The 18,212-nt window shown below is 73.6% G+C and carries 18 protein-coding genes; 9 read left to right on the top strand and 9 right to left on the bottom strand.

The window, feature by feature from the left end; all coding sequences use genetic code 11:
- The first annotated feature begins 2 nt into the window (after positions 1–2).
- From AC6CH6_RS14190 to AC6CH6_RS14180, 3 genes are all read left to right on the top strand, one after another.
- A complete protein-coding gene (locus AC6CH6_RS14190) occupies positions 3–1,268 on the top strand; it encodes a multidrug effflux MFS transporter (protein WP_498255611.1) in 1,266 nt (421 codons plus the stop codon).
- A gap of 155 nt (positions 1,269–1,423) precedes the next feature.
- Complete coding sequence (locus tag AC6CH6_RS14185) at positions 1,424–2,869, top strand: alanine/glycine:cation symporter family protein (RefSeq protein WP_017832598.1); 1,446 nt, start codon at positions 1,424–1,426, stop codon at positions 2,867–2,869.
- Between the two features lie 66 nt (positions 2,870–2,935).
- A complete protein-coding gene (locus tag AC6CH6_RS14180) occupies positions 2,936–3,811 on the top strand; it encodes a D-hexose-6-phosphate mutarotase (protein WP_498255610.1) in 876 nt (291 codons plus the stop codon).
- 20 nt (positions 3,812–3,831) lie between these two features.
- On the opposite strand, the gene AC6CH6_RS14175 is transcribed toward AC6CH6_RS14180, so the two are convergent.
- On the bottom strand, positions 3,832–5,445 hold the full coding sequence (locus tag AC6CH6_RS14175; protein ID WP_498255609.1) for an HNH endonuclease signature motif containing protein: 1,614 nt from the start codon (positions 5,443–5,445) through the stop codon (positions 3,832–3,834).
- Positions 5,446–5,566: 121 nt separating this feature from the next.
- Positions 5,567–5,962 (bottom strand): hypothetical protein, encoded by a 396-nt coding sequence (locus AC6CH6_RS14170; protein WP_017832595.1) that lies wholly within the window; start codon positions 5,960–5,962, stop codon positions 5,567–5,569.
- A 188-nt stretch (positions 5,963–6,150) separates the two neighbouring features.
- Between AC6CH6_RS14170 and AC6CH6_RS14165 the strand changes: the two genes are divergently transcribed.
- From AC6CH6_RS14165 to AC6CH6_RS14155, 3 genes are all read left to right on the top strand, one after another.
- Complete coding sequence (locus tag AC6CH6_RS14165; RefSeq protein WP_498255608.1) at positions 6,151–6,927, top strand: type 1 glutamine amidotransferase domain-containing protein; 777 nt, start codon at positions 6,151–6,153, stop codon at positions 6,925–6,927.
- Positions 6,928–7,060: 133 nt separating this feature from the next.
- Positions 7,061–7,813 (top strand): SDR family NAD(P)-dependent oxidoreductase, encoded by a 753-nt coding sequence (locus tag AC6CH6_RS14160; RefSeq protein WP_498255607.1) that lies wholly within the window; start codon positions 7,061–7,063, stop codon positions 7,811–7,813.
- Positions 7,814–8,175: 362 nt separating this feature from the next.
- Complete coding sequence (locus AC6CH6_RS14155; protein ID WP_498255606.1) at positions 8,176–9,702, top strand: DEAD/DEAH box helicase; 1,527 nt, start codon at positions 8,176–8,178, stop codon at positions 9,700–9,702.
- Between the two features lie 91 nt (positions 9,703–9,793).
- Here AC6CH6_RS14155 and AC6CH6_RS14150 read toward each other — a convergent pair whose 3' ends face one another.
- Positions 9,794–10,453, bottom strand: coding sequence for an HAD family hydrolase (locus AC6CH6_RS14150; protein ID WP_498255605.1), 660 nt, complete (start codon positions 10,451–10,453; stop codon positions 9,794–9,796).
- Positions 10,450–11,163, bottom strand: a complete 714-nt coding sequence (locus tag AC6CH6_RS14145; protein ID WP_498255604.1) for an HAD family hydrolase — start codon at positions 11,161–11,163, stop codon at positions 10,450–10,452. Before AC6CH6_RS14145 ends, AC6CH6_RS14150 begins: the two co-directional genes overlap by 4 nt.
- A gap of 68 nt (positions 11,164–11,231) precedes the next feature.
- Between AC6CH6_RS14145 and AC6CH6_RS14140 the strand changes: the two genes are divergently transcribed.
- Both AC6CH6_RS14140 and AC6CH6_RS14135 read left to right on the top strand, forming a co-directional pair.
- Positions 11,232–11,765 carry a hypothetical protein gene (locus AC6CH6_RS14140; protein ID WP_498255603.1) on the top strand — a complete coding sequence of 178 codons (534 nt, stop codon included), beginning with the start codon at positions 11,232–11,234 and terminating at the stop codon, positions 11,763–11,765.
- 76 nt (positions 11,766–11,841) lie between these two features.
- A complete protein-coding gene (locus AC6CH6_RS14135) occupies positions 11,842–12,393 on the top strand; it encodes a DinB family protein (protein WP_498255602.1) in 552 nt (183 codons plus the stop codon).
- A gap of 63 nt (positions 12,394–12,456) precedes the next feature.
- Here AC6CH6_RS14135 and AC6CH6_RS14130 read toward each other — a convergent pair whose 3' ends face one another.
- Entirely contained in the window at positions 12,457–12,873 is a 417-nt protein-coding gene (locus tag AC6CH6_RS14130; protein ID WP_498255601.1) for a VOC family protein, read from the bottom strand.
- 342 nt (positions 12,874–13,215) lie between these two features.
- Here AC6CH6_RS14130 and AC6CH6_RS14125 point away from each other — a divergent pair, with 342 nt between their 5' ends.
- Complete coding sequence (locus tag AC6CH6_RS14125) at positions 13,216–13,824, top strand: CDP-alcohol phosphatidyltransferase family protein (protein WP_498255600.1); 609 nt, start codon at positions 13,216–13,218, stop codon at positions 13,822–13,824.
- Here the strand turns inward: AC6CH6_RS14125 and ppgK are convergent.
- From ppgK to AC6CH6_RS14105, 4 genes are all read right to left on the bottom strand, one after another.
- Positions 13,794–14,630 (bottom strand): polyphosphate--glucose phosphotransferase, encoded by an 837-nt coding sequence (gene ppgK, locus AC6CH6_RS14120; RefSeq protein WP_498255599.1) that lies wholly within the window; start codon positions 14,628–14,630, stop codon positions 13,794–13,796. The two genes, AC6CH6_RS14125 and ppgK, sit on opposite strands and share 31 nt — an antisense overlap.
- Positions 14,631–14,838: 208 nt before the next feature.
- On the bottom strand, positions 14,839–15,138 hold the full coding sequence (locus AC6CH6_RS14115; protein ID WP_498255598.1) for a hypothetical protein: 300 nt from the start codon (positions 15,136–15,138) through the stop codon (positions 14,839–14,841).
- Positions 15,139–15,745: 607 nt separating this feature from the next.
- Positions 15,746–17,269 (bottom strand): SulP family inorganic anion transporter, encoded by a 1,524-nt coding sequence (locus tag AC6CH6_RS14110; protein ID WP_498255597.1) that lies wholly within the window; start codon positions 17,267–17,269, stop codon positions 15,746–15,748.
- A gap of 204 nt (positions 17,270–17,473) precedes the next feature.
- Positions 17,474–18,212 (bottom strand): SGNH hydrolase domain-containing protein (locus AC6CH6_RS14105; RefSeq protein WP_498255596.1); only part of this gene is annotated, 739 nt, incomplete at its 5' end.

Genomic DNA, 18,212 nt, shown 5'->3' with positions numbered 1-18,212 from the left:
CCGTGAGCTCACCGCCGCCCGACGACCCCGTGCGCTCCCGCCTGCGTCTCTCCGGCGGCAAGGACCGGGTGGTGCTGGTGGCGGCGCTGGGGATCCTCAGCGCGGTGAGCCCGATGGCCACGGACATGTACCTGGCCTCGATGCCTGCCATGGCCGGGCACTTCGGGGCGTCGGCCTCCGCGGTGCAGCTGACGCTGACCACGTACATGGTCGGCATGGCCGTGGGGCAGTTCCTGCTCGGGCCCGTGTCCGACGTGCTGGGCCGGCACCGGCTCATGGTGGCCGGCAACGCGCTGTTCCTGCTCAGCTCCGTCGCCGTGGTCCTGGCCCCGAGCATCGGGACGGTGCTGGTCCTGCGCGCGGTGCAGGGCCTCGCCGGGGCGGCCGGCGTCGTGATCGCCCGCGCGGTGGTCTCGGACATCGCCTCCGGCCGCGGGGCCGCGAAGCTGTTCTCGATCCTCGCGACCATCACCTCCCTCGCCCCGGTGGTGGCCCCGCTCCTGGGCGGGGTGATCGCCACGGTGGCCCCGTGGCAGACCGTGTTCTGGGTGCTCGCGGCGTTCGGGCTGCTGATGCTGGCGTGCTCCGTGCTCGTGGTCCCCGAGACCCTGCCCCCGCACCGGCGGCACCGCGGCGGGGTCGGCGCCGTCGTCACCGGGTCCTGGCGGGTGCTGCGCACCCCGTCCTTCATGGCCTACGCCCTCGCCTTCGGACTCGCGTTCGGCGCCCTGTTCTCCTACATCTCCGCCTCCTCCTTCGTGCTGCAGAACGTGCTCGGCTACTCGGCGCTCGGCTACTCCGTGGTGTTCGCCGTCAACGCGGGCGGCTCCATCCTGGGCGCGGTCGTCAACACCCGCCTCGTCGACCGGGTCGAGCCCGGCACGATCCTCTGCACCGCGATCGTGGTCATGGCCGCCGTCAACGTGGTGGGTCTGGGCCTGGTGCTGGCCGGGATCACCGGGTGGACCACCCTGGCGCACCTCTTCGTGAGCCAGACCTGCATCGGCTTCGTCATGGGCAACGCCGTGGCCCTCGCCCAGGGCCGGGTCCCGGGCCGGGCCGGGGCCGGGTCGGCGGTGCTCGGACTGGTCCAGTTCCTCCTGGGCGGGCTCGTGAGCCCGCTGACCGGCCTGGCCGGTCAGCACACCGCCGTCCCGATGGCCGTGTCCATGGCGGTGTGCTCGCTGCTCGCCGCGGGAGCCGTGCTGCTCGCGCGCCGCCTCTCGCGGCGGGCGCCGGAGGGCCCCGCCGCCCCGTCCGGCCCGTAACCGGGCGGAAACGGGCCGGGGCCACACTGTGGCCGATCCATCGGTCCCTGACCGGGGGAGCAGCGGACCTGTGATTAGATGCCTTCGGCCGAGACCGAGGTCACAGTCCCGTTCCGGCCCGATTCCCGATCCACCCGACACCCACGGGAGAACACATGCTCCAAACCATCGAGACTGCCCTCGGCGAGCTGGGCGGCATCATCTGGGGGCCCTACGTCCTCATCCCCCTGCTGCTGCTCACCGGTCTGTACCTGACCGTCCGGCTGGGCGGGCTGCAGTTCCACAAGCTGGGCTCCGCGCTGCGACTGGCCCTGTTCGACCGCAAGGACGCGGACGCCCGCGGCGGCGACGTCTCCCAGTTCCAGGCGCTGACCACGGCGCTCGCGGCCACCGTGGGCACCGGCAACATCGTGGGCGTGGCCACCGCGATCTCGATCGGCGGGCCCGGCGCACTGTTCTGGATGTGGGTCACCGGTCTGCTCGGCATGGCCTCCAAGTACTCCGAGGCGTTCCTGGCCGTGCGGTTCCGCACCACGGACGCCAAGGGTGAGATCTCCGGCGGCCCGCAGTACTACCTGGAGCGCGGCATCCGCAACGGGTTCGGGAAGTTCCTGGCGATCTTCTTCGCCGTCGCCGCCGCGCTGGCCGCGTTCGGCATCGGCAACATGACCCAGGGCAACTCCATCGCCTCCAACCTGGAGAGCTCGTTCAGCGTCCCCACCTGGATCACCGGTGTGGTGCTCGCCGTGCTGACGCTCGCCGTGCTCGTGGGCGGGATCAAGTCCATCGGGAAGGTCACGGCGGGCTTCGTCCCCGTCATGATCCTCTTCTACGTCCTGGGCGCCCTGTTCATCCTCGTCGTCAACGTCGCGGCCATCCCGCAGGCGGTCGTCCTGATCTTCACCGATGCCTTCTCCGGCACGGCGGCCGTCGGCGGGTTCGCCGGATCGGCCATCATGCTGGCCGTGCAGATGGGCGTGGCCCGCGGCATCTTCTCCAACGAGTCCGGCATGGGATCGGCCGCGATCGCAGCGGCCGCGGCCCAGACCACCCACCCGGTCCGCCAGGGGCTGGTCTCCATGACCCAGACCTTCATCGACACCATCATCGTGGTGACCTGCACGGGTCTCGTGCTCATCACCACCGGGGTCTGGGAGCAGGGGGCGGACTTCGCCGCGACCATGACCGGCGACGCCTTCAGCCAGGGCCTGCCCGGGCAGTGGGGCCACTACGTGGTCACCATCGGGCTCGTGATGTTCGCCTACTCGACGATCCTCGGGTGGGCCTACTACGGCGAGCGCTGCATGGAGCGGCTCTTCGGCCGGCCGGCCGTGATGCCCTACCGGGTCGTGTTCTCCCTGGTCGTGTTCGTGGGCTGCACCGTGCCGCTGGCGGTGGTGTGGAACTTCGCCGACGTGATGAACGGCCTCATGGCCCTGCCCAACCTCCTCGGGCTGCTGCTCCTCTCCGGGCTGGTCGTCCGCGAGACCAGGCACTACCTGGACCACGACCCCAAGCTGCGGGCGGACCGCCGCCAGGTCGACGCGTTCATGGAGGGCCATCCCGGAGCGATCGACTCGTACGAGCGCACCGGCGTCTGACGGCTGTCGGCGCACGAGGGCCCGGCCTCCTGACGGGGACCGGGCCCTCGGTCTAGCCTGAGGGGCATGAGCGAACTCCCCGAGCCCCGCCTGTTCTCCTGCGCGGACGCCACCGGCGCCGTCCACGACCAGGGCGCGCACGTGATCGACTGGATCCCCACGGGCCACGCCCCGGTGCTGTGGCTGTCCCCGAGCACCGCGCTCGAGACGGGCAAGCCCGTGCGCGGGGGTGTCCCGATCTGCTTCCCCTGGTTCGCGGACGGGGCGGAGGGCGGGCGCGAGCCCAAGCACGGCTTCGCCCGCACGCTCCCGTGGCACGTCGAGTCGCGCGAGTCCTCGGACCACGAGGCGATGATCGTCTACCGGCTCTCGGACGCGGACGTCACCGATCCCGCGCACCGGGAACAGTTCCCGTACCAGTTCGAGGCCTACTGCGTGGTGCGCTTCGGCACCGAGCTGTCCCTCGAGCTGAGCGTCACCAACACGGGTGAGCGCCCGTTCGACTTCGAGGAGGCCCTGCACGCCTACCTGGTGGTGGGGGACGTGCGGAAGATCCGGGTCGAGGGGCTGGACGGGGCGTCCTACCGCGACAAGGTCCTGGACCGGGAGGACCGCGTCCAGGAGGGGGACCTCCGGTTCGACGGCGAGACCGACCGGGTGTACCGCTCGACCGGCGACGTCGCCGTGGTGGACCCCGTGCTGGGGCGGGTGCTGCGGATCCGGAAGAAGAACTCCGGCACCACCGTGGTGTGGAACCCCGGGGCGGAGATGGCGGCGGCGATGCCCGACGTGGGGCCGGACGGCTGGACGGACTTCGTGTGCGTGGAGGGCGCCAACACCCACGCCGACGCCGTGCACCTCGAGCCCGAGGAGACCCACAGCATGGGCTACCGCCTGTCGGTGGAGACCACGGCGGAGGACCCGGGCCGCCCACCCGCCTGATCCTCGGGACCGTCCGGGGATCAGAAGGGGGGAGGGTCTGCGTCCTCGGGCACGGAGCTGCCCCGCCCCCCGACGTCCGGGACCGGTCCGCCCGATGTGGCACCGCCCGACGTGGCACCGGCCGAGGGGTCCGGCACGGTCCGGTAGGTCCGTCCGGCCGGTGAGGTCCACTCGAGCACTCCGCCGGCGGGCGCCGGCCCCGGCTGCCGCACCGACCAGCAGCCGAGGGCACCGCGGCGGTGCTTGACGAGGTGGTGGTGGCGGCACAGGTGGGCCAGGTTGTCCGCGGCGGTCCGGCCGCCGTCCTGCCACGCCACCGTGTGGTCGAGGTCGCAGCGCTCGGCCCGCCGCCGGCACCCCGGAAAACGACAGGTCCCGTCGCGCAGCCGCAGCCGGCGGCGCAGATCCGCGGGCACGGCGTAGGTGGTGCGGTCGTGGTCGAGGACGGCGCCGGTGACGGGGTGCGTCAGCACGCGCTGCCACGAGGCCGCACCGGCGGCCAGCTCCCGGGCGACGTCCGCGCTGATCGGGCCGTGACCCTCGAGCACCGGGGCGTCCGCGGGCACGCCGGCGGCCGGGCCGCCGGGACGGCACCCCAGCAGCGTGAGCACGGGGACCGTCACGCAGACCCGGCCGTGCACACCGCGCGGGAACGCGGGGTCGTCGGGGAGCTCCCCCTCCAGCAGGAGATCAGTGAGGACGTCCGCCCGCAGCTGCGCCTCCGTCCGGGCAGTCCTGGCACCCGGCTCGAACCCGTCCGGGCCGCCCTCCTCCGGACCGCACTGCACTGGACCGCACTGCGCCGGGCCGCACCGGTCCGGTTCTCGCCCCGTCCCCGCGCGGGCGGTCTCCTCCACGGGCTCCAGGAGCGACGCGAGCGTGTCGAGCCGGTCCTGGACCGCGAGCGCCGTGGGCGCGTCCAGCAGGGCGTGCAGCCACGCCATGCCGTCCTCACCGTGCTCGACCCACACGCGGCGTCCGGCCCGGGCCGCCCGGTGCCTCGCCTCCTGCGTCTCGGCCAGCAGCGCCGCGCGCCGGCGCCGGGCCCACGCGCGCAGCTGCGCCACCGTGCAGTGCGGAGCCCGCTCCACCAGTTCGGCGGCGAGCCGCTGCACGACGGCGGACGGTGCCTCCTGGCCCGCCGGGACGTCCTCGACCAGCTCGCGCCACTGGTCGGCGATCACCGAGGCGTGCCGGGCGCTGAAGAGGCCCGCCTCCAGCGCCTCGAGGACCTCGGGCAGGTGCAGTCCGAGCACGAGGGCCTCGCGGACGCGCCCGAGGGCCGTGCCCGCGGGCAGGTGCAACGCCGGGCCGATCTCGTCGGCGAGGTCACGCACCATCTGGTCCTCGGTCTCGAGGAGGGAGCAGACGAGCTCATCGGCCTCGTAGGGCATCAGCCCGGCCGTGGAGACCCAGTCGATCTCTCGGTCCTCCCAGGCCAGCAGCCACAGCCGGACGATGCAGCGCAGCTGGTGCCCCGCCTCCCGCGCCTGTGCGGCCGCCGAGTCCACGAGCTCCCCGACGACCGCCCGCACCTCGGCCCGGACGCCGGCGTCCAGCACCCGCTCCCCGGCGGGAGCGGCTCGGTGCGGACCCGGAGCAGGACGGGCCCGGCGGTGCGCCGTCGTCGTCATGGCCCCATTCTCCCGGGCACGTCGGACGTCCTAAAACTCCGGAAAGGCCACCGGGAATGCAGAACGGGTGCCGCCCGTCCGTGCGGACGAGCGGCACCCGTGGGGTCCTGCGGGGCCGTGCCTACTTGGAGACGACGAGGGCCGCGGCGATCGCGGCCAGGAAGGCGTCCTTCGAGAGGCCCGTGCCGGCCTCGGACGGGCGGACGCCGTCCTCCTGGGTCATCTCGGGGTTGCGGAAGTACATCGCGAGCAGCCCGGCGGAGAACGCGCCCAGGGCCAGGCCCGCGAGGCGCTTGTTGACGAACGGGGTCAGCAGGGCGGCGCCGATGCCGATCTCCGAGTACGCCACGAACTTGCCGAAGGTGTCGGCGTCCCACTCCTCGAACTGGGGGACGCCGGTGGCGGCGAACTGCTGGAGACCCGCGGCGGCCTCCGTGGGGAGGTCCTTCTTGCCGTAGCCGGACTGCAGCAGGTAGGCGCCGGAGACGCCGCGCAGGATCGCGTTGGAGAGGCTCATGGTCGGTCCTTTCAGGAGGGCGAACAGGGTCATTGAGTCGTCAACGACCCTATCAGGGGAGGACTCGCGCCCTCCGTGCAGGAGGGGCCGGGAGCGAACACCGTCCCCGGGAGCGGCCCCCGCCGCCTAGGCTGGCCACCCGCTCGCAGGACGCCCTCCGCGTCCCGCCACCCGACGGAAGGACAGACATGGACATCGAGACCATGAAGAAGGTTCTGCTCGTTCTCACCAGCCACGACACCCTCGGCGACACCGGGGAGCCCACCGGCTACTTCGTGGGGGAGGCGGCCCACCCGTGGAAGGTGTTCCGGGACGCCGGCTACTTCGTCGACTTCGCCTCGATCGCCGGCGGGCAGCCCCCGCAGGACGGCAAGGACGAGGAGGACGAGGTGCAGCGGCAGTACCTCGAGGACGAGACCGTGCGGGCCTCCCTCTACAACACCCCGCGGATCAGCGTGGTCGACCCGGCCCAGTACGACGCGGTCTACCTCGTCGGCGGGCACGGCACCATGTGGGACTTCGCGGGCAACGCGGACCTGCAGGCGCTGGTGGCCGCCGTGCACGACGCCGGGGGAGTCGTCGGCGCCGTCTGCCACGGACCCTCCGGGCTCGTGGACGTCGAGCTCGCCAACGGTCTGCGCATCGTCGAGGGGCGCCGGGTGGCCGCGTTCACCAACGCCGAGGAGGACGAGGTCGGCAAGTCGGACGTCGTCCCGTTCCTGCTCGAGGACAAGCTCGTCGAACAGGGCGCGGACGTGCGGACCGCGCCGAACTGGACCGAGAACGTCGTCGTGGACGACCGCCTCGTCACCGGGCAGAACCCGCAGTCCGCGGCCGGTGTGGCCAAGGAGATGACCAAGCTCCTGACCGAGGTGGTGCGCGAGCAGAAGGCCGCCCAGGAGGCGGACTCCGCCGCGCTGCGCCAGGCGCACGACGCCGAGAAGTCCGAGGACGCCGAGGGCTGAGCCTCCGTCCGGTGCGAGGGGCGGCACGGCCGGCGGCGCCCGTGCCACCCCTCGCGGGCCCCGGCGTTTCCGGACAGACTGGGAGCGTCGGGCCGTCCGGCCCGGCCCAGCGGACACACGGCAGGAGAACCACATGGCTGACCTCAGGGACAAGGTCGCGCTCGTCACCGGCGCCGCCTCCGGCATCGGCGAGGCCTGCGCGAAGGACCTCGCGGCGCAGGGCGCCAAGGTCGTCGTCACGGACATCGACACCCGGCGGATCGACGACGTCGTCCAGGCGATCATGGCCGCCGGCGGCGACGCCGCCGGCTTCCGGCAGGACGTGGCGAAGCCCGAGGACTGCGAGGCCGCGGTCGAGTTCGCCCAGCAGACCTACGGCGCCCTGCACCTGGCGGTGAACAACGCCGGGGTCGGCGGCGCGGCGGACGCGGTGGGGGAGTCGGACCTCGACGCGTGGGTGCGCACCGTGCAGATCGACCTGCACTCCGTCATGTTCGGCATGCGCTACCAGCTGCCCGCCATCGAGCAGGCCGGCGGCGGGGCGATCGTCAACATGGCCTCCGTGCACGGCACCGTGGCCGTGGCAACGGGCAACAGCGCCTACACCGCCGCCAAGCACGGTGTGGTCGGGCTCACCAAGCAGGCCGGTGTGGAGTACGGCGGGCGCGGGGTGCGGATCAACGCCGTCGGCCCCGGCTACATCGACACCCCGCTGCTCAGGACCGCGCCGGCGTCCGTCCTCGAGGGACTCACCGCCAAGCACCCGCTCGGCCGGCTGGGCCGCGCCGAAGAGGTCGCCGCCCTGACCACGTTCCTCCTCTCGGAGCAGGCCTCCTTCATGACGGGCGGGTACTACCTGGTCGACGGCGGCTACACCGCGCTGTAGCCCCCGCACCGCGGACTCACCGCACCGGCCCCGGATGCGTGCACGCGTCACCGCACCCCGCACCGGCGCGGTGGGTCCGGCGCCGTCAGGGCGCGGCCGTGCCCTCCGCCACATCCGGGTGGTGGCGTGCCGCCGGTGCTGTAGGGTGAGGCGTATTGCATATGGCACTGCTCCCCGTTCCCGGGTGAGCAGGCAGGCGTCGAGCACCCCGTTCTTCTTCCAGCGTGGCACCGTTCCAGACGGTCTCAGCCCGCTCGCAGGGGCTCCAGGAGTCATTCGGCGCAACCCGGCGCGCTACCCCCTTGCCGGGACATCCGATCGAAAGACGTATCCCAGTTTTGGCTACTTTCACCGACCTTGGCGTGCCCAAGGCCCTTTCCGCCGTCCTCGCCCAGCAGGGCATCGAGCAGGCGTTCCCCATCCAGGAGAAGACCCTCCCCGACTCGCTGGCCGGCCGTGACGTGCTCGGCCGCGGCAAGACCGGCTCGGGCAAGACCGTGGCGTTCGCGCTGCCGCTCGTGTCCCGGCTCGCCGGACTGACCGGCAACGGCGCCCGCGCCGCCCGGCGGGCCAACCGGCCCACCGGCCTGGTCCTCGCCCCCACCCGCGAGCTGGCCACCCAGATCGACCGCGCGATCGCCCCGCTGGCCGAGGCCGCCGGGCAGACGACCACCGTCATCTTCGGCGGGGTCTCCCAGCGCAACCAGGAGAAGGCGCTCGCCAAGGGCGCCGACATCGTCATCGCCTGCCCCGGCCGGCTCGAGGACCTGCTGAAGCAGAACGTCCTCACGCTCGACGACGTCCGCGTGACGGTCATCGACGAGGCCGACCACATGGCCGACATGGGCTTCCTGCCCGTGGTGACCCGCATCCTCAAGCGCACCCCCCAGGGCGGCCAGCGGCTGCTCTTCTCCGCGACGCTCGACGGCGGCGTGGACAAGCTCGTCAAGCAGTTCCTGTCCAACCCGGTCAAGCACTCCGTGGACGCCCCGCAGGCGTCCGTGTCCACCATGGACCACCACGTGCTCGTCGTGGACGCGGACGAGAAGCAGGAGCTCATCGAGGCCCTGGCCTCCGGCACCGGCCGCCGCGTGATGTTCACGCGCACCAAGCACCGCGCCAAGAAGATGGCCCGCAAGCTCAGCCAGATGGGCATCCCCGCCGTGGACCTGCACGGCAACCTGTCCCAGAACGCCCGCGACCGCAACCTGGCCCAGTTCTCCGCCGGTGACGTGCGCGTGCTCGTCGCCACCGACGTCGCCGCACGCGGCGTGCACGTGGACGAGGTCGAGCTGGTCGTGCACATCGACCCGCCCACCGAGCACAAGTCCTACCTGCACCGCTCCGGGCGCACCGCCCGCGCCGGCGCCTCCGGCTCCGTGGTCACGGTGGCCACCAAGGAGGAGCGCCGCGAGGTCACGCAGCTCATGAAGGCCGCGGGCGTCACCGCGAACTTCGACACCGTGACCGTCGGCTCCCCGGCCGTCACGGCGCTCGTGGGCGAGCTCGCCGACAAGGTCGCCTACGTGGCGCCGCCCGTCCAGGCGCAGGGCCGCCCGGCGAGCGGTCAGCGCTCCGGCGCCGGCCGTTCCGGTGGCCGTGCCGGCTCCGGCGGCAACCGCGGCCGCGGCGGACAGAACCGTTCCGAGCAGCCGCGCAGCGCCTCCCGCGACCAGCGTGGCGAGACCGGCGGCCGCGGCGGCTCCCGCCCCGGCAACGGTTCGGCCTCCCGCTCGGCGGCACCGGCCCGCTCGGCCGCGCCCAGCCGTTCCGCGGCGCCCGCGTACTCGACCGAGTCCGCGCCGGACCGCTCCACCCAGGCCGCGGCCCGTCGCCGCACCCGGAGCCCGCGCCGCGCGTCCTCCCCCCAGGGCACCGCGACCCGCTGAGCCCCGGCACCTCGCTCGAGGGCCCGTTCCCTGCCGTCCCGCATCGCGCGGACCGGCCGGGAACGGGCCCTCGTCGTCGTGGTGGCCCTCGTCAGGCGGTCGGACCCAGCCCGCGCAGGAACTCCAGGGTGACGTCCGTGTGGGCGTCCACGAGCACCAGGCCGGGGGCGGCATCCACGGGCAGCTCCCCGGGCACCACCACCACCGGCATCCCGGCGGCCGCCGCGCTCGCGGCCCCCGTCTGCGAGTCCTCGACCGCCACGCACCGTGCCGGGTCCACGCCCAGCCGCCGCGCCGCGAGCAGGTAGGGCTCCGGGTGCGGCTTGGCGTGCTCCACGTCCTCCTGCGAGACCACCACCCGCAGCACCTCGGGCGCCCCGGACGCGGTGCCCTCCGCGACCACGGTCAGGGCGTTCGTCACCACCGCGCCGGGGATGCCGGCCCGCTCGAGCTCGGTCAGCAGCTCGCGCATGCCGGGCAGGAACGGGACCTCGCCCGTGAGCGAGGCCGCGACCTCCCGCCCGAGCTCGGCGGTGATGGCCTCGACGGTCCCCTCGGCGCCGCGCTCGACCATCAGCCGCGCCGACGCGGGCACCGTCCGGCCCAGCGTGGCGAGGTCGTCCTCGGTGCTCCAGCCGACGCCGTACCGGCCGGCCACCGCCCGCTTGGCCACGGCCCACTGGGGTTCGGAGTTCACGAGGGTGCCGTCGTGGTCGAACAGGACGGCGGCGGGGAAGTCGGGGGCGCTCACGGGCGGGTCTCCTGCACGGGGTGGAAGGGCGACGACGGGGACTGCGGGTCCAGCGAGCGCAGCAGCTCCAGGGTCAGCTCCCGGTGGGATCCCAGGTGCAGCAGCCCGGGGCCGCGCTCGACCTCCAGCTCGCCGGGGACGACCACCGTGGGGATGCCCGCCGCGACGCCCGCGGCGGCCCCGGCGGGGGAGTCCTCGACCACGACGCACCGGTGGGGGTCGACCCGGAGGCGGCGCGCCGCCGTGAGGTAGGCGTCCGGGTCCGGCTTGGGGCGGACCCCCTGCGCGTACTCGTCCGTGCCGATGACGACCCGGAACAGATCCTCCGGAGCGGTGGCCGCGGTGTGGTGGCCCATCGCCGAGCTCGCGTTGGTGACGATCGCCGCGGGGATCCCCGCGGCCGAAAGCTCCTCGAGGAGCTCCTCGATCCCCTCGATGAAGGTCAGTTCGGTGTCCTCCAGGACGCGGATGCTGTGCTCGAAGACCGCCCGGAACAGCTCGTCCGGACCGAGCGGCACGCCGACCCGCTGCAGCCGGTCGATCGTCGCGGCGACCGGCCGGCCCAGGGTCGCGAGCGAGTCCTCGGGGGTCCAGAGCCGTCCGTGCTCGGCGGCGAGGTTCTGCTTGGCGCGGTCCCAGAGCGGCTCGGTGTCGACGAGGGTCCCGTCGTGGTCGAAGAGGACGGCGTGCGGAAATCCGGGGGAGGGCATGCGCTCCAGCCTACCGGGGCGCCCGCGGGCGGGTCTTTGGCGGGAGGCCCGTCGATAGACTGGCGGGCGTGGAAACAGCCCTCGACCGCGTGCCGCACCGTCCCGCCGTCCTGCAGCGCGCCGTGCCCGTCCTCGGGATCCCCGCGGCCCTGCTGCTCGGGGTGTGGGTGGCCGTGGGCCGCGGTCTGGCCGGCGCCGCCGGTGACCTGGTGCTGCTCCACACGCTGACGCTGGCCCTTCCGCTGACCGCGCTGCTCGTGGTGGCCGGGGTCCTGCTGCGCCGGGACGCCCGCGCCCACGTCCCGCCCGGGGTGTCCCTGCGGTCCTCGCTGACGGTGCTCGCCGCGTGGGCCGTGCTCCTCGGCTTCGGCGCCGTTCTCCCGGACCGTGTGGACGGCGCCGGCGCCTCCGTGCTGACCCGGGCCACCGACCCCGTCCACCTGGGCCTGTCCGCGGGGTTCGCCAACACCCTCGGCATCCTCTCGTTCGTCCTGGCGACCGCCGCCGTGGTGCTTGCCGCGACCGACCTGCGCCGGACCCGCCGGGTCCAGCGCGGGGAGCCGCTCGACGAGGACGAGATCCTGGACCGGCAGGGGCTGTGACCCGCCCGGCCCGCCCGGCCCGCCCCGTCCGCCGCGGGACCTCGCCGCACCCGGTGGGCCCGGGTACATTGGCCGCATGACCACCGAGCGCCCCGGAACCCCCGACACCTCCCCGGTCCCTCCGGAGACCAAGGACTGGACCGTGGTGCTCGACCGGGGCTGTCCCGACTGCGGGTTCGACCCGGACTACGACGTCACGAGCACGGGGGAGCGGGCGCGGGCCACGGTCGAGCGCTGGGCGGCGGTCCTCGACCGTCTGGGCATGACGGACCGGCCCGGCTCGGGGACGTGGTCCCCGCTGGAATACGCCTGCCACGTCCGGGACCTCTGCCGGGTCTTCCGCGAGCGGCTGCGGCTCATGCTCGACGAGCAGGACCCGGTCTTCGCGGACTGGGACCAGGACGCCGCGGCGGTCGAGGGACAGTACAACCTGCAGGACCCCTACGAGGTCTCCGGGGAGCTCGCGCAGGAGGTCCGCGCCACCGCGGACGCCTTCGACGCCGTGACCGGGGAGCAGTGGGCCCGGACCGGCCGGCGCGGGGACGGCAAGGACTTCACCGTGGCGAGCTTCGCGGCGTACTTCCTGCACGACGTCGAGCACCACCTGCGCGTCGACGTCCGCGGCTGAGCCGGCCCCGGCCGCACCTCCCGGCGCGGACGGGCCGGGCGGGGACGGGCCGGGCGAGCTGGTTCAGCCGAGGTGCACGGTCCCGTCGTCGTCGATCCGCCACCCCGGGTTGTGCGCGATCTCCCACACCACGCCGTTGGGATCGGCGACGTGCGCGTGGAAGACGCCCCCGAAGGCGCCCGGCCGCGGGCTCGTGAGCACGGTCCCGCCCGCGGCGCTCATCGCGTCGACCCTCGCGCGCACCGCGGCCTCGCCGTCCACGTTGTGCGCGAGCGTCACGCCCTGCGCCGGGGTGGCCGACGGGAGGCCCAGGTCCTCGGCGAACTTCCCGGCGTCGAAGAGACCCAGTACCGTCCCCGGGGCGATCTGGAAGAAGAGGATCTCGCCCGGGACGTCGAGCAGCGGCTCCCAGCCGAGACCCCGCGCGTAGAACTCGCGGGCGGCGTCGAGGTCCGGGGTGGACAGGGTGAGGAAGTGCACGCGAGGATCCACAGCGGTCCTTCGGTCGGGTCCGGCCCCGGTGAGCGGGGCGGACGGGGTGGCGCGCCCGGTGTCGGGCCGAGGACGCGCACCGGGTCGCGGCCCACCGGACGAGGGTGCACGGCGTGCGCCGGCGGAACCGTTGCGGGCGGACCGACGACCGGCGACGAGGCTCCCGTCCCATTCTGCCCGGGCGGCCCGTGCGCGGCCAGGGACCGTGCCGGCCCTCGCGCCGGGCGGCGTCATCTCCCGGGTCGCCCGGCGCCGACGGGATAGTCTCGAGGGCAGCACCGACGGGCGCGGACCGTTCGCCCGGGAGCGCCGGAGGACGGGACGAGGCACATGGCACAGCAGCACCAGGACGCGGTCGAGCCGGCGGAGTCGCCGTACTACGACCGGGTGCTCACGGTGCCCAACGTGGTCTCGGTGGTGCGTTTCGCGCTCATCGTCCCGGCCGTGCTGGCCGTCCTCGACATCGACGAGCGGCCGGTGCGCGCGCTGGTCCTCGTCGCCCTCTTCTCCCTGACGGACTGGGTCGACGGCACCCTGGCCCGGGCGCTCCGGCAGCGCAGCCGGGTCGGGGAGGTCATGGACCCCATCGCCGACCGGCTGGGGACCGTGGCGATCGCCGTGGCCGCGAGCATCGTCGGGCTGTTCCCCTGGTGGGTGCTGGTCGTCATCGCGGTCGTCGACGTCGTGGTGGGGATCGCCACCCTGGTCCGGCGGTCCCTCGGCACCCTGCGGGTCACGACGGTCGGCAAGGCGAAGACCGCTCTGCTCATGATGGGGACCGTGCTCGTCCTGGCGGGGCCCGCCTGGTCCACCCCCGAGGTGACGGACGTCGGCCGGGTCATGGTCCAGGTGGCGGCCGTCCTGCACGTCCTGGCGGGCGTGCAGTACTTCCGTCAGGCCCTCCGGGGTCAGGCCGACGCCGGCGGCACGGCGAGGTAGGCGTGCCGGGCGGCGCCGATGATGCCCGCCGCGTTGCGCAGCTCGGCCGGGACGACGCGTGTGTCCAGGCGCAGACGGGGCAGGAAGTCCTCGTGCCGGGCGGAGATCCCGCCGCCGACCACGATCAGGTCCGGTGAGAAGAGGAACTCCAGGTGCGCGAAGTACTGCTGGAGACGCTCGGCGTAGTCCGGCCAGTCCAGTCCATCCCGCTCCCGGGCCACCGCCGAGGCCCGCACCTCGGCGTCGACCCCGCCGAGCTCCAGGTGGCCCAGTTCGACGTTGGGCACCAGCTTCCCGTCCACGAACAGCGCCGAGCCGATGCCGGTGCCCAGGGTGATGACCAGGACGGTGCCGCTGGTCCCGCGCCCGGCGCCGTAGCGGAGCTCGGCCAGGCCCGCGGCGTCGGCGTCGTTGAGGACGTGGACGGTGCGTCCCAGCCGCTCCGTGAGGAACCGGTGGACGTCCAGGCCGATCCACGCGTCGTCGATGTTCGCGGCGGAGCGCGCCACGCCGTGGCGGATGATCGCGGGGAGCGCCACTCCCACACTGGCCTCCGGGTGCGGGGCCTGGGGGCTCGCGGCGAGCTCCTGCACGATGAGCACGAGCTGCTCGGCCAGGGCCTCCGGTGTGGCAGGGAGGGGCGTGGGGCGCTGGAGGACCGGGGTGGTCAGCTCGCCGTCGGCCATGTCCACGGCCGCGTACTTGATCAGGGTGCCGCCGACGTCCACCCCGATGTGGTGCCGGTGCAGGGTCGACCAGCCGGCCGGCGCGGGGGGTGGGACGGGGCGGGGCGAGAGGTTGGCCATCCGACATCCTAGGGTCGAGGTGGGGGCACGGGGCGACGACGGGCGCGCTGCGTCCGGCTCGCTGCGCCCGACCGGGTGCGGGCCGTCGTCGGGGCCGGCACCCCGGACCATTGTGCCACCGCGGCCGCCGGGGCCGTGGAGGTGGCGCCGCGCCCGAGGCACGGTCCGGGGGGCTCCGAGGAGGATCCGTCGCGGTGGCGGTGCCGGCTCAGGCGCGCGGCCAGAGGCCCGGCGCGCTGCCGCGGTCCTGCGGGCCCGCGTCGTCCCGGGAGCCCGCGTCGATCTCCCACGAGAACGGGACCCGGGCGACGGGCGCGTCCCGGACGAGTCCGTTGACCGCGCGGGCGAGCAGGTCGCGGTGGGCGGCCGGCAGTCTCAGGCACCCGTGCAGGTACGCGTCGACCTCCAGCATCCCGGCCTCGCCGCCGAGCTGGAAGCAGTGCCACCAGACCCGGGTCGCGTCGAGACCGGCGCGCTCGACGGCGTGCCGGGCGAGGCGTGCCTGCACGGCTCCGATCCTGTCGTCGTCCACGGTCCCCCCACTGTGGTGCGTCGGTCCGAGGACGGTCCCGGACCGGGCGCGACGCTGCGCAGCGGTCCGGGACCGTCCGTGGCGGCGCGGTGGCGCCGCCGCCCCCATCATGGTTCCGGGTGGGCCGCGGGGTCACCACACGGAGCCCGGGCGCGTGCGTTTTCCGGACCGTCGGTGCTTCCTCCGGACGCCCGGGTCCGGAGGAAGCACCGACGGGGTCGGGTGGAGCGGGGTGCGGGGGTGCCGGCGGACGGGGCCGGCACACAGAAGGGGAGCGGGGCGGCCCCCCAGCCGGCCCCGCTCCCTGCTGCTCCCGCGCCCGGACCCGATGCGGGTGACGCCCCCCGGAGTCCGGAGGCGGCGCGCTGTCGGTCGACGGTGCGGGAGCCGGGGGATGATCCTTGGCGGACCACAGAATCCCCTGGTGAGAAGCAACAATGCTCGATCCTGCGGCGTACGGCAAGGCCTTTCGTGTGACCCAGTTCACATGCAGACACAAAGGGTTGTGATCGCAAATGCACGGGTCGGCAGAGCGTGCTCAAGCGCCGTGCCGCGGCTCGACCCGTCGGGCCGGTGCGCCGGGTCAGTGCTCGGAGTTGAGCAATCCGCCCAGGCGCACCCGCATCCGGCGGCTGGCCTGGTTGAGCCCGACGATCGCCACGTCCTTGCCGTAGTGGGCGTACTTGTCCGTCACGGAGTCCAGGGCGGCGACGGTGGAGGCGTCCCAGAGGTGGGAGTCGGAGAAGTCGATGACCACGTGCTGGGGATCCCCGGCGTAGTCGAACATCGTGTAGAGGTCGTTGGAGGAGGCGAAGAACAGCTCCCCGTGCACGGTGTAGACCGCCGTCTCCCGGCCGTCGCGCCGCTCGAGCGCACGGTCGACGGTGACGAAGTGGGCCACCCGGCGGGCGAAGGCGACCATCGCCACGAGCACCCCCACGATCACGCCGAGGGCGAGGTTGTGGGTCCACACGGTCACGGCCACGGTGGAGAGCATCACCAGGGTCTCCGGGAGGGGCATCCGCGCCAGGGTCGAGGGGCGGACCGAGTGCCAGTCGAACGTCGCCCAGGACACGAAGATCATGATGGCCACCAGGGCGGCCATCGGGATGACCGCCACGACCTCGCCGAGGGTCACGACGAGGAGGAGCAGGAAGATCCCGGCCAGGAAGGTGGAGATGCGGGTGCGGGCCCCGGAGGCGCGCACGTTGATCATCGTCTGGCCGATCATCGCGCACCCGCCCATCCCGCCGAAGAAGCCGGTCACGATGTTGGCCGCGCCCTGCGCCCAGGACTCGCGGGTCTTGTTCGAGCGAGTGTCCGTGATGTCGTCGACGAGCTTGGCCGTCATCAGCGACTCGAGCAGGCCCACCAGCGCCATGGTCAGGGCGAACGGGGCGATGATCCGGAAGGTCTCCAGGTCCAGCGGGACGTCGGGGAAGAACAGCGACGGCAGGGACTCGGGCAGCTCGCCCTTGTCGCCGACGCTCGGCACGTCCATGCCCATCGGCACCACGATCGCGGTGATCACCACGATGGCCACCAGCGGGGCGGGGACCGCGCCGGTCAGCCGGGGGAACAGGAACACGATGGCCAGGCCCAGGGCCGTCAGCGGATAGACGGCCCAGGGCACCCCGATCAGCTCGGGGATCTGGGAGCTGAAGATCAGGATGGCCAGGGCGTTGACGAAGCCCACCATGACGGAGCGCGGGATGAAGCGCATCAGCCGCGCCGCGCCGATCAGGGCCAGGACCACCTGGAAGACCCCGGCCAGGATCACCGCGGCGATGAAGTAGTCCAGCCCGTGGGAGGCCACCAGCGGGGCGATCACCAGGGCCACCGCGCCGGTGGCCGCGGAGATCATCGCGGGCCGGCCGCCCAGCACGGCGGTGGTCACGGCCATGGTGAAGGACGCGAACAGGCCCAGGCGGGGATCCACCCCGGCGATGATCGAGAAGGCGATCGCCTCCGGGATGAGCGCCAGGGCCACCACGAGCCCGGCGAGGACCTCGGTCTTGAGGTGGCGGGGGGACCGGAGGGTCAGGCGCACCGACTGGCGCTGCTCGGGGGTGAGGTCGGCCGCGGGGCCGGCTGTCGTCGTGGCCAAGGAGGCTCCGTTCGCAGGGGAGGAGGACGGGGGAGGGCTGGGCGGAAGGGCTGGAGTCGTCCCGGGTGGCGTGCACGCGGGTGGACACGGCGCTGCGCGGGAGGTGCGGCGTCCGGGCGCGGAGGCGCGCCGGCGGAGACCGCGTCGTCACTCGATCCTAACGTGAGGGTAGGGTCCTCCGCCGCGGGGCAGGGGAGAGGTGGCTCACGTCCGGTCGAGGGCGTCCAGCAGGCGCTCCTCGACGTCGGGCACCAGCGTCTCTCCGTAGCTGGAGGTGACGTGGTCGAGGTCGCGGTAGACCATGATGTTGCCGATCACCCCGGGGCAGGTGGTCCCGGTGCACAGCCGGTCGGTGAGATCGATGCTGTGCAGGTCCTCGTGCCGGGCGGCCAGCTCCTCCAGCGGGTTGACGGGGAGCAGCGACTCGGAGCGGGGGACGTTGCAGCGGTCCCGGTCGGGCCCATAGGTCTCCACGCACTCGAACATGTCGTAGGGGAAGCGCGGGTTGTCGCGGAAGGCCACCACCGGGATGCCGGCGTCCAGGAAGGGCCGCACACCGGCTTCGTAGCCCTCGACGAGCTTCTCGTGCGGGGCCTCGGGCAGGCTCAGGGTGCCGACGGTCAGCACCGCGTCGGGCTCGTCCTCTAGGACCGCCTCCCGGGCGGCGGTGTTGAAGTCGTTGCACTCGGCCTGGTAGTTCTCCGACTCGCTCGTGTAGCGGCAGGCCATCCGCAGGTAGGAGACCACCGTCCAGCCCTGGGCGTCGGCGACCCGGTGGATCGGCGTGAGCAACTGCCGGGCGTGGGAGTCCCCGAGCACCACCAGGGTCAGCCCGGGCTCGGTGCCGCGGGGATCGGTGCCACCGGCGGGGTCGGGGGTGATGATCCAGCACTCGCCCAGCTCGGCGATGCCCGCCGGGGTCTGGTCGGGGGGACAGGGGTCC

Source organism: Kocuria sp. GQ42, assembly GCF_059758435.1.
The sequence above is the reverse complement of the archived record's forward strand: the minus strand, read 5'-3'. Positions and strand labels throughout refer to the sequence as shown.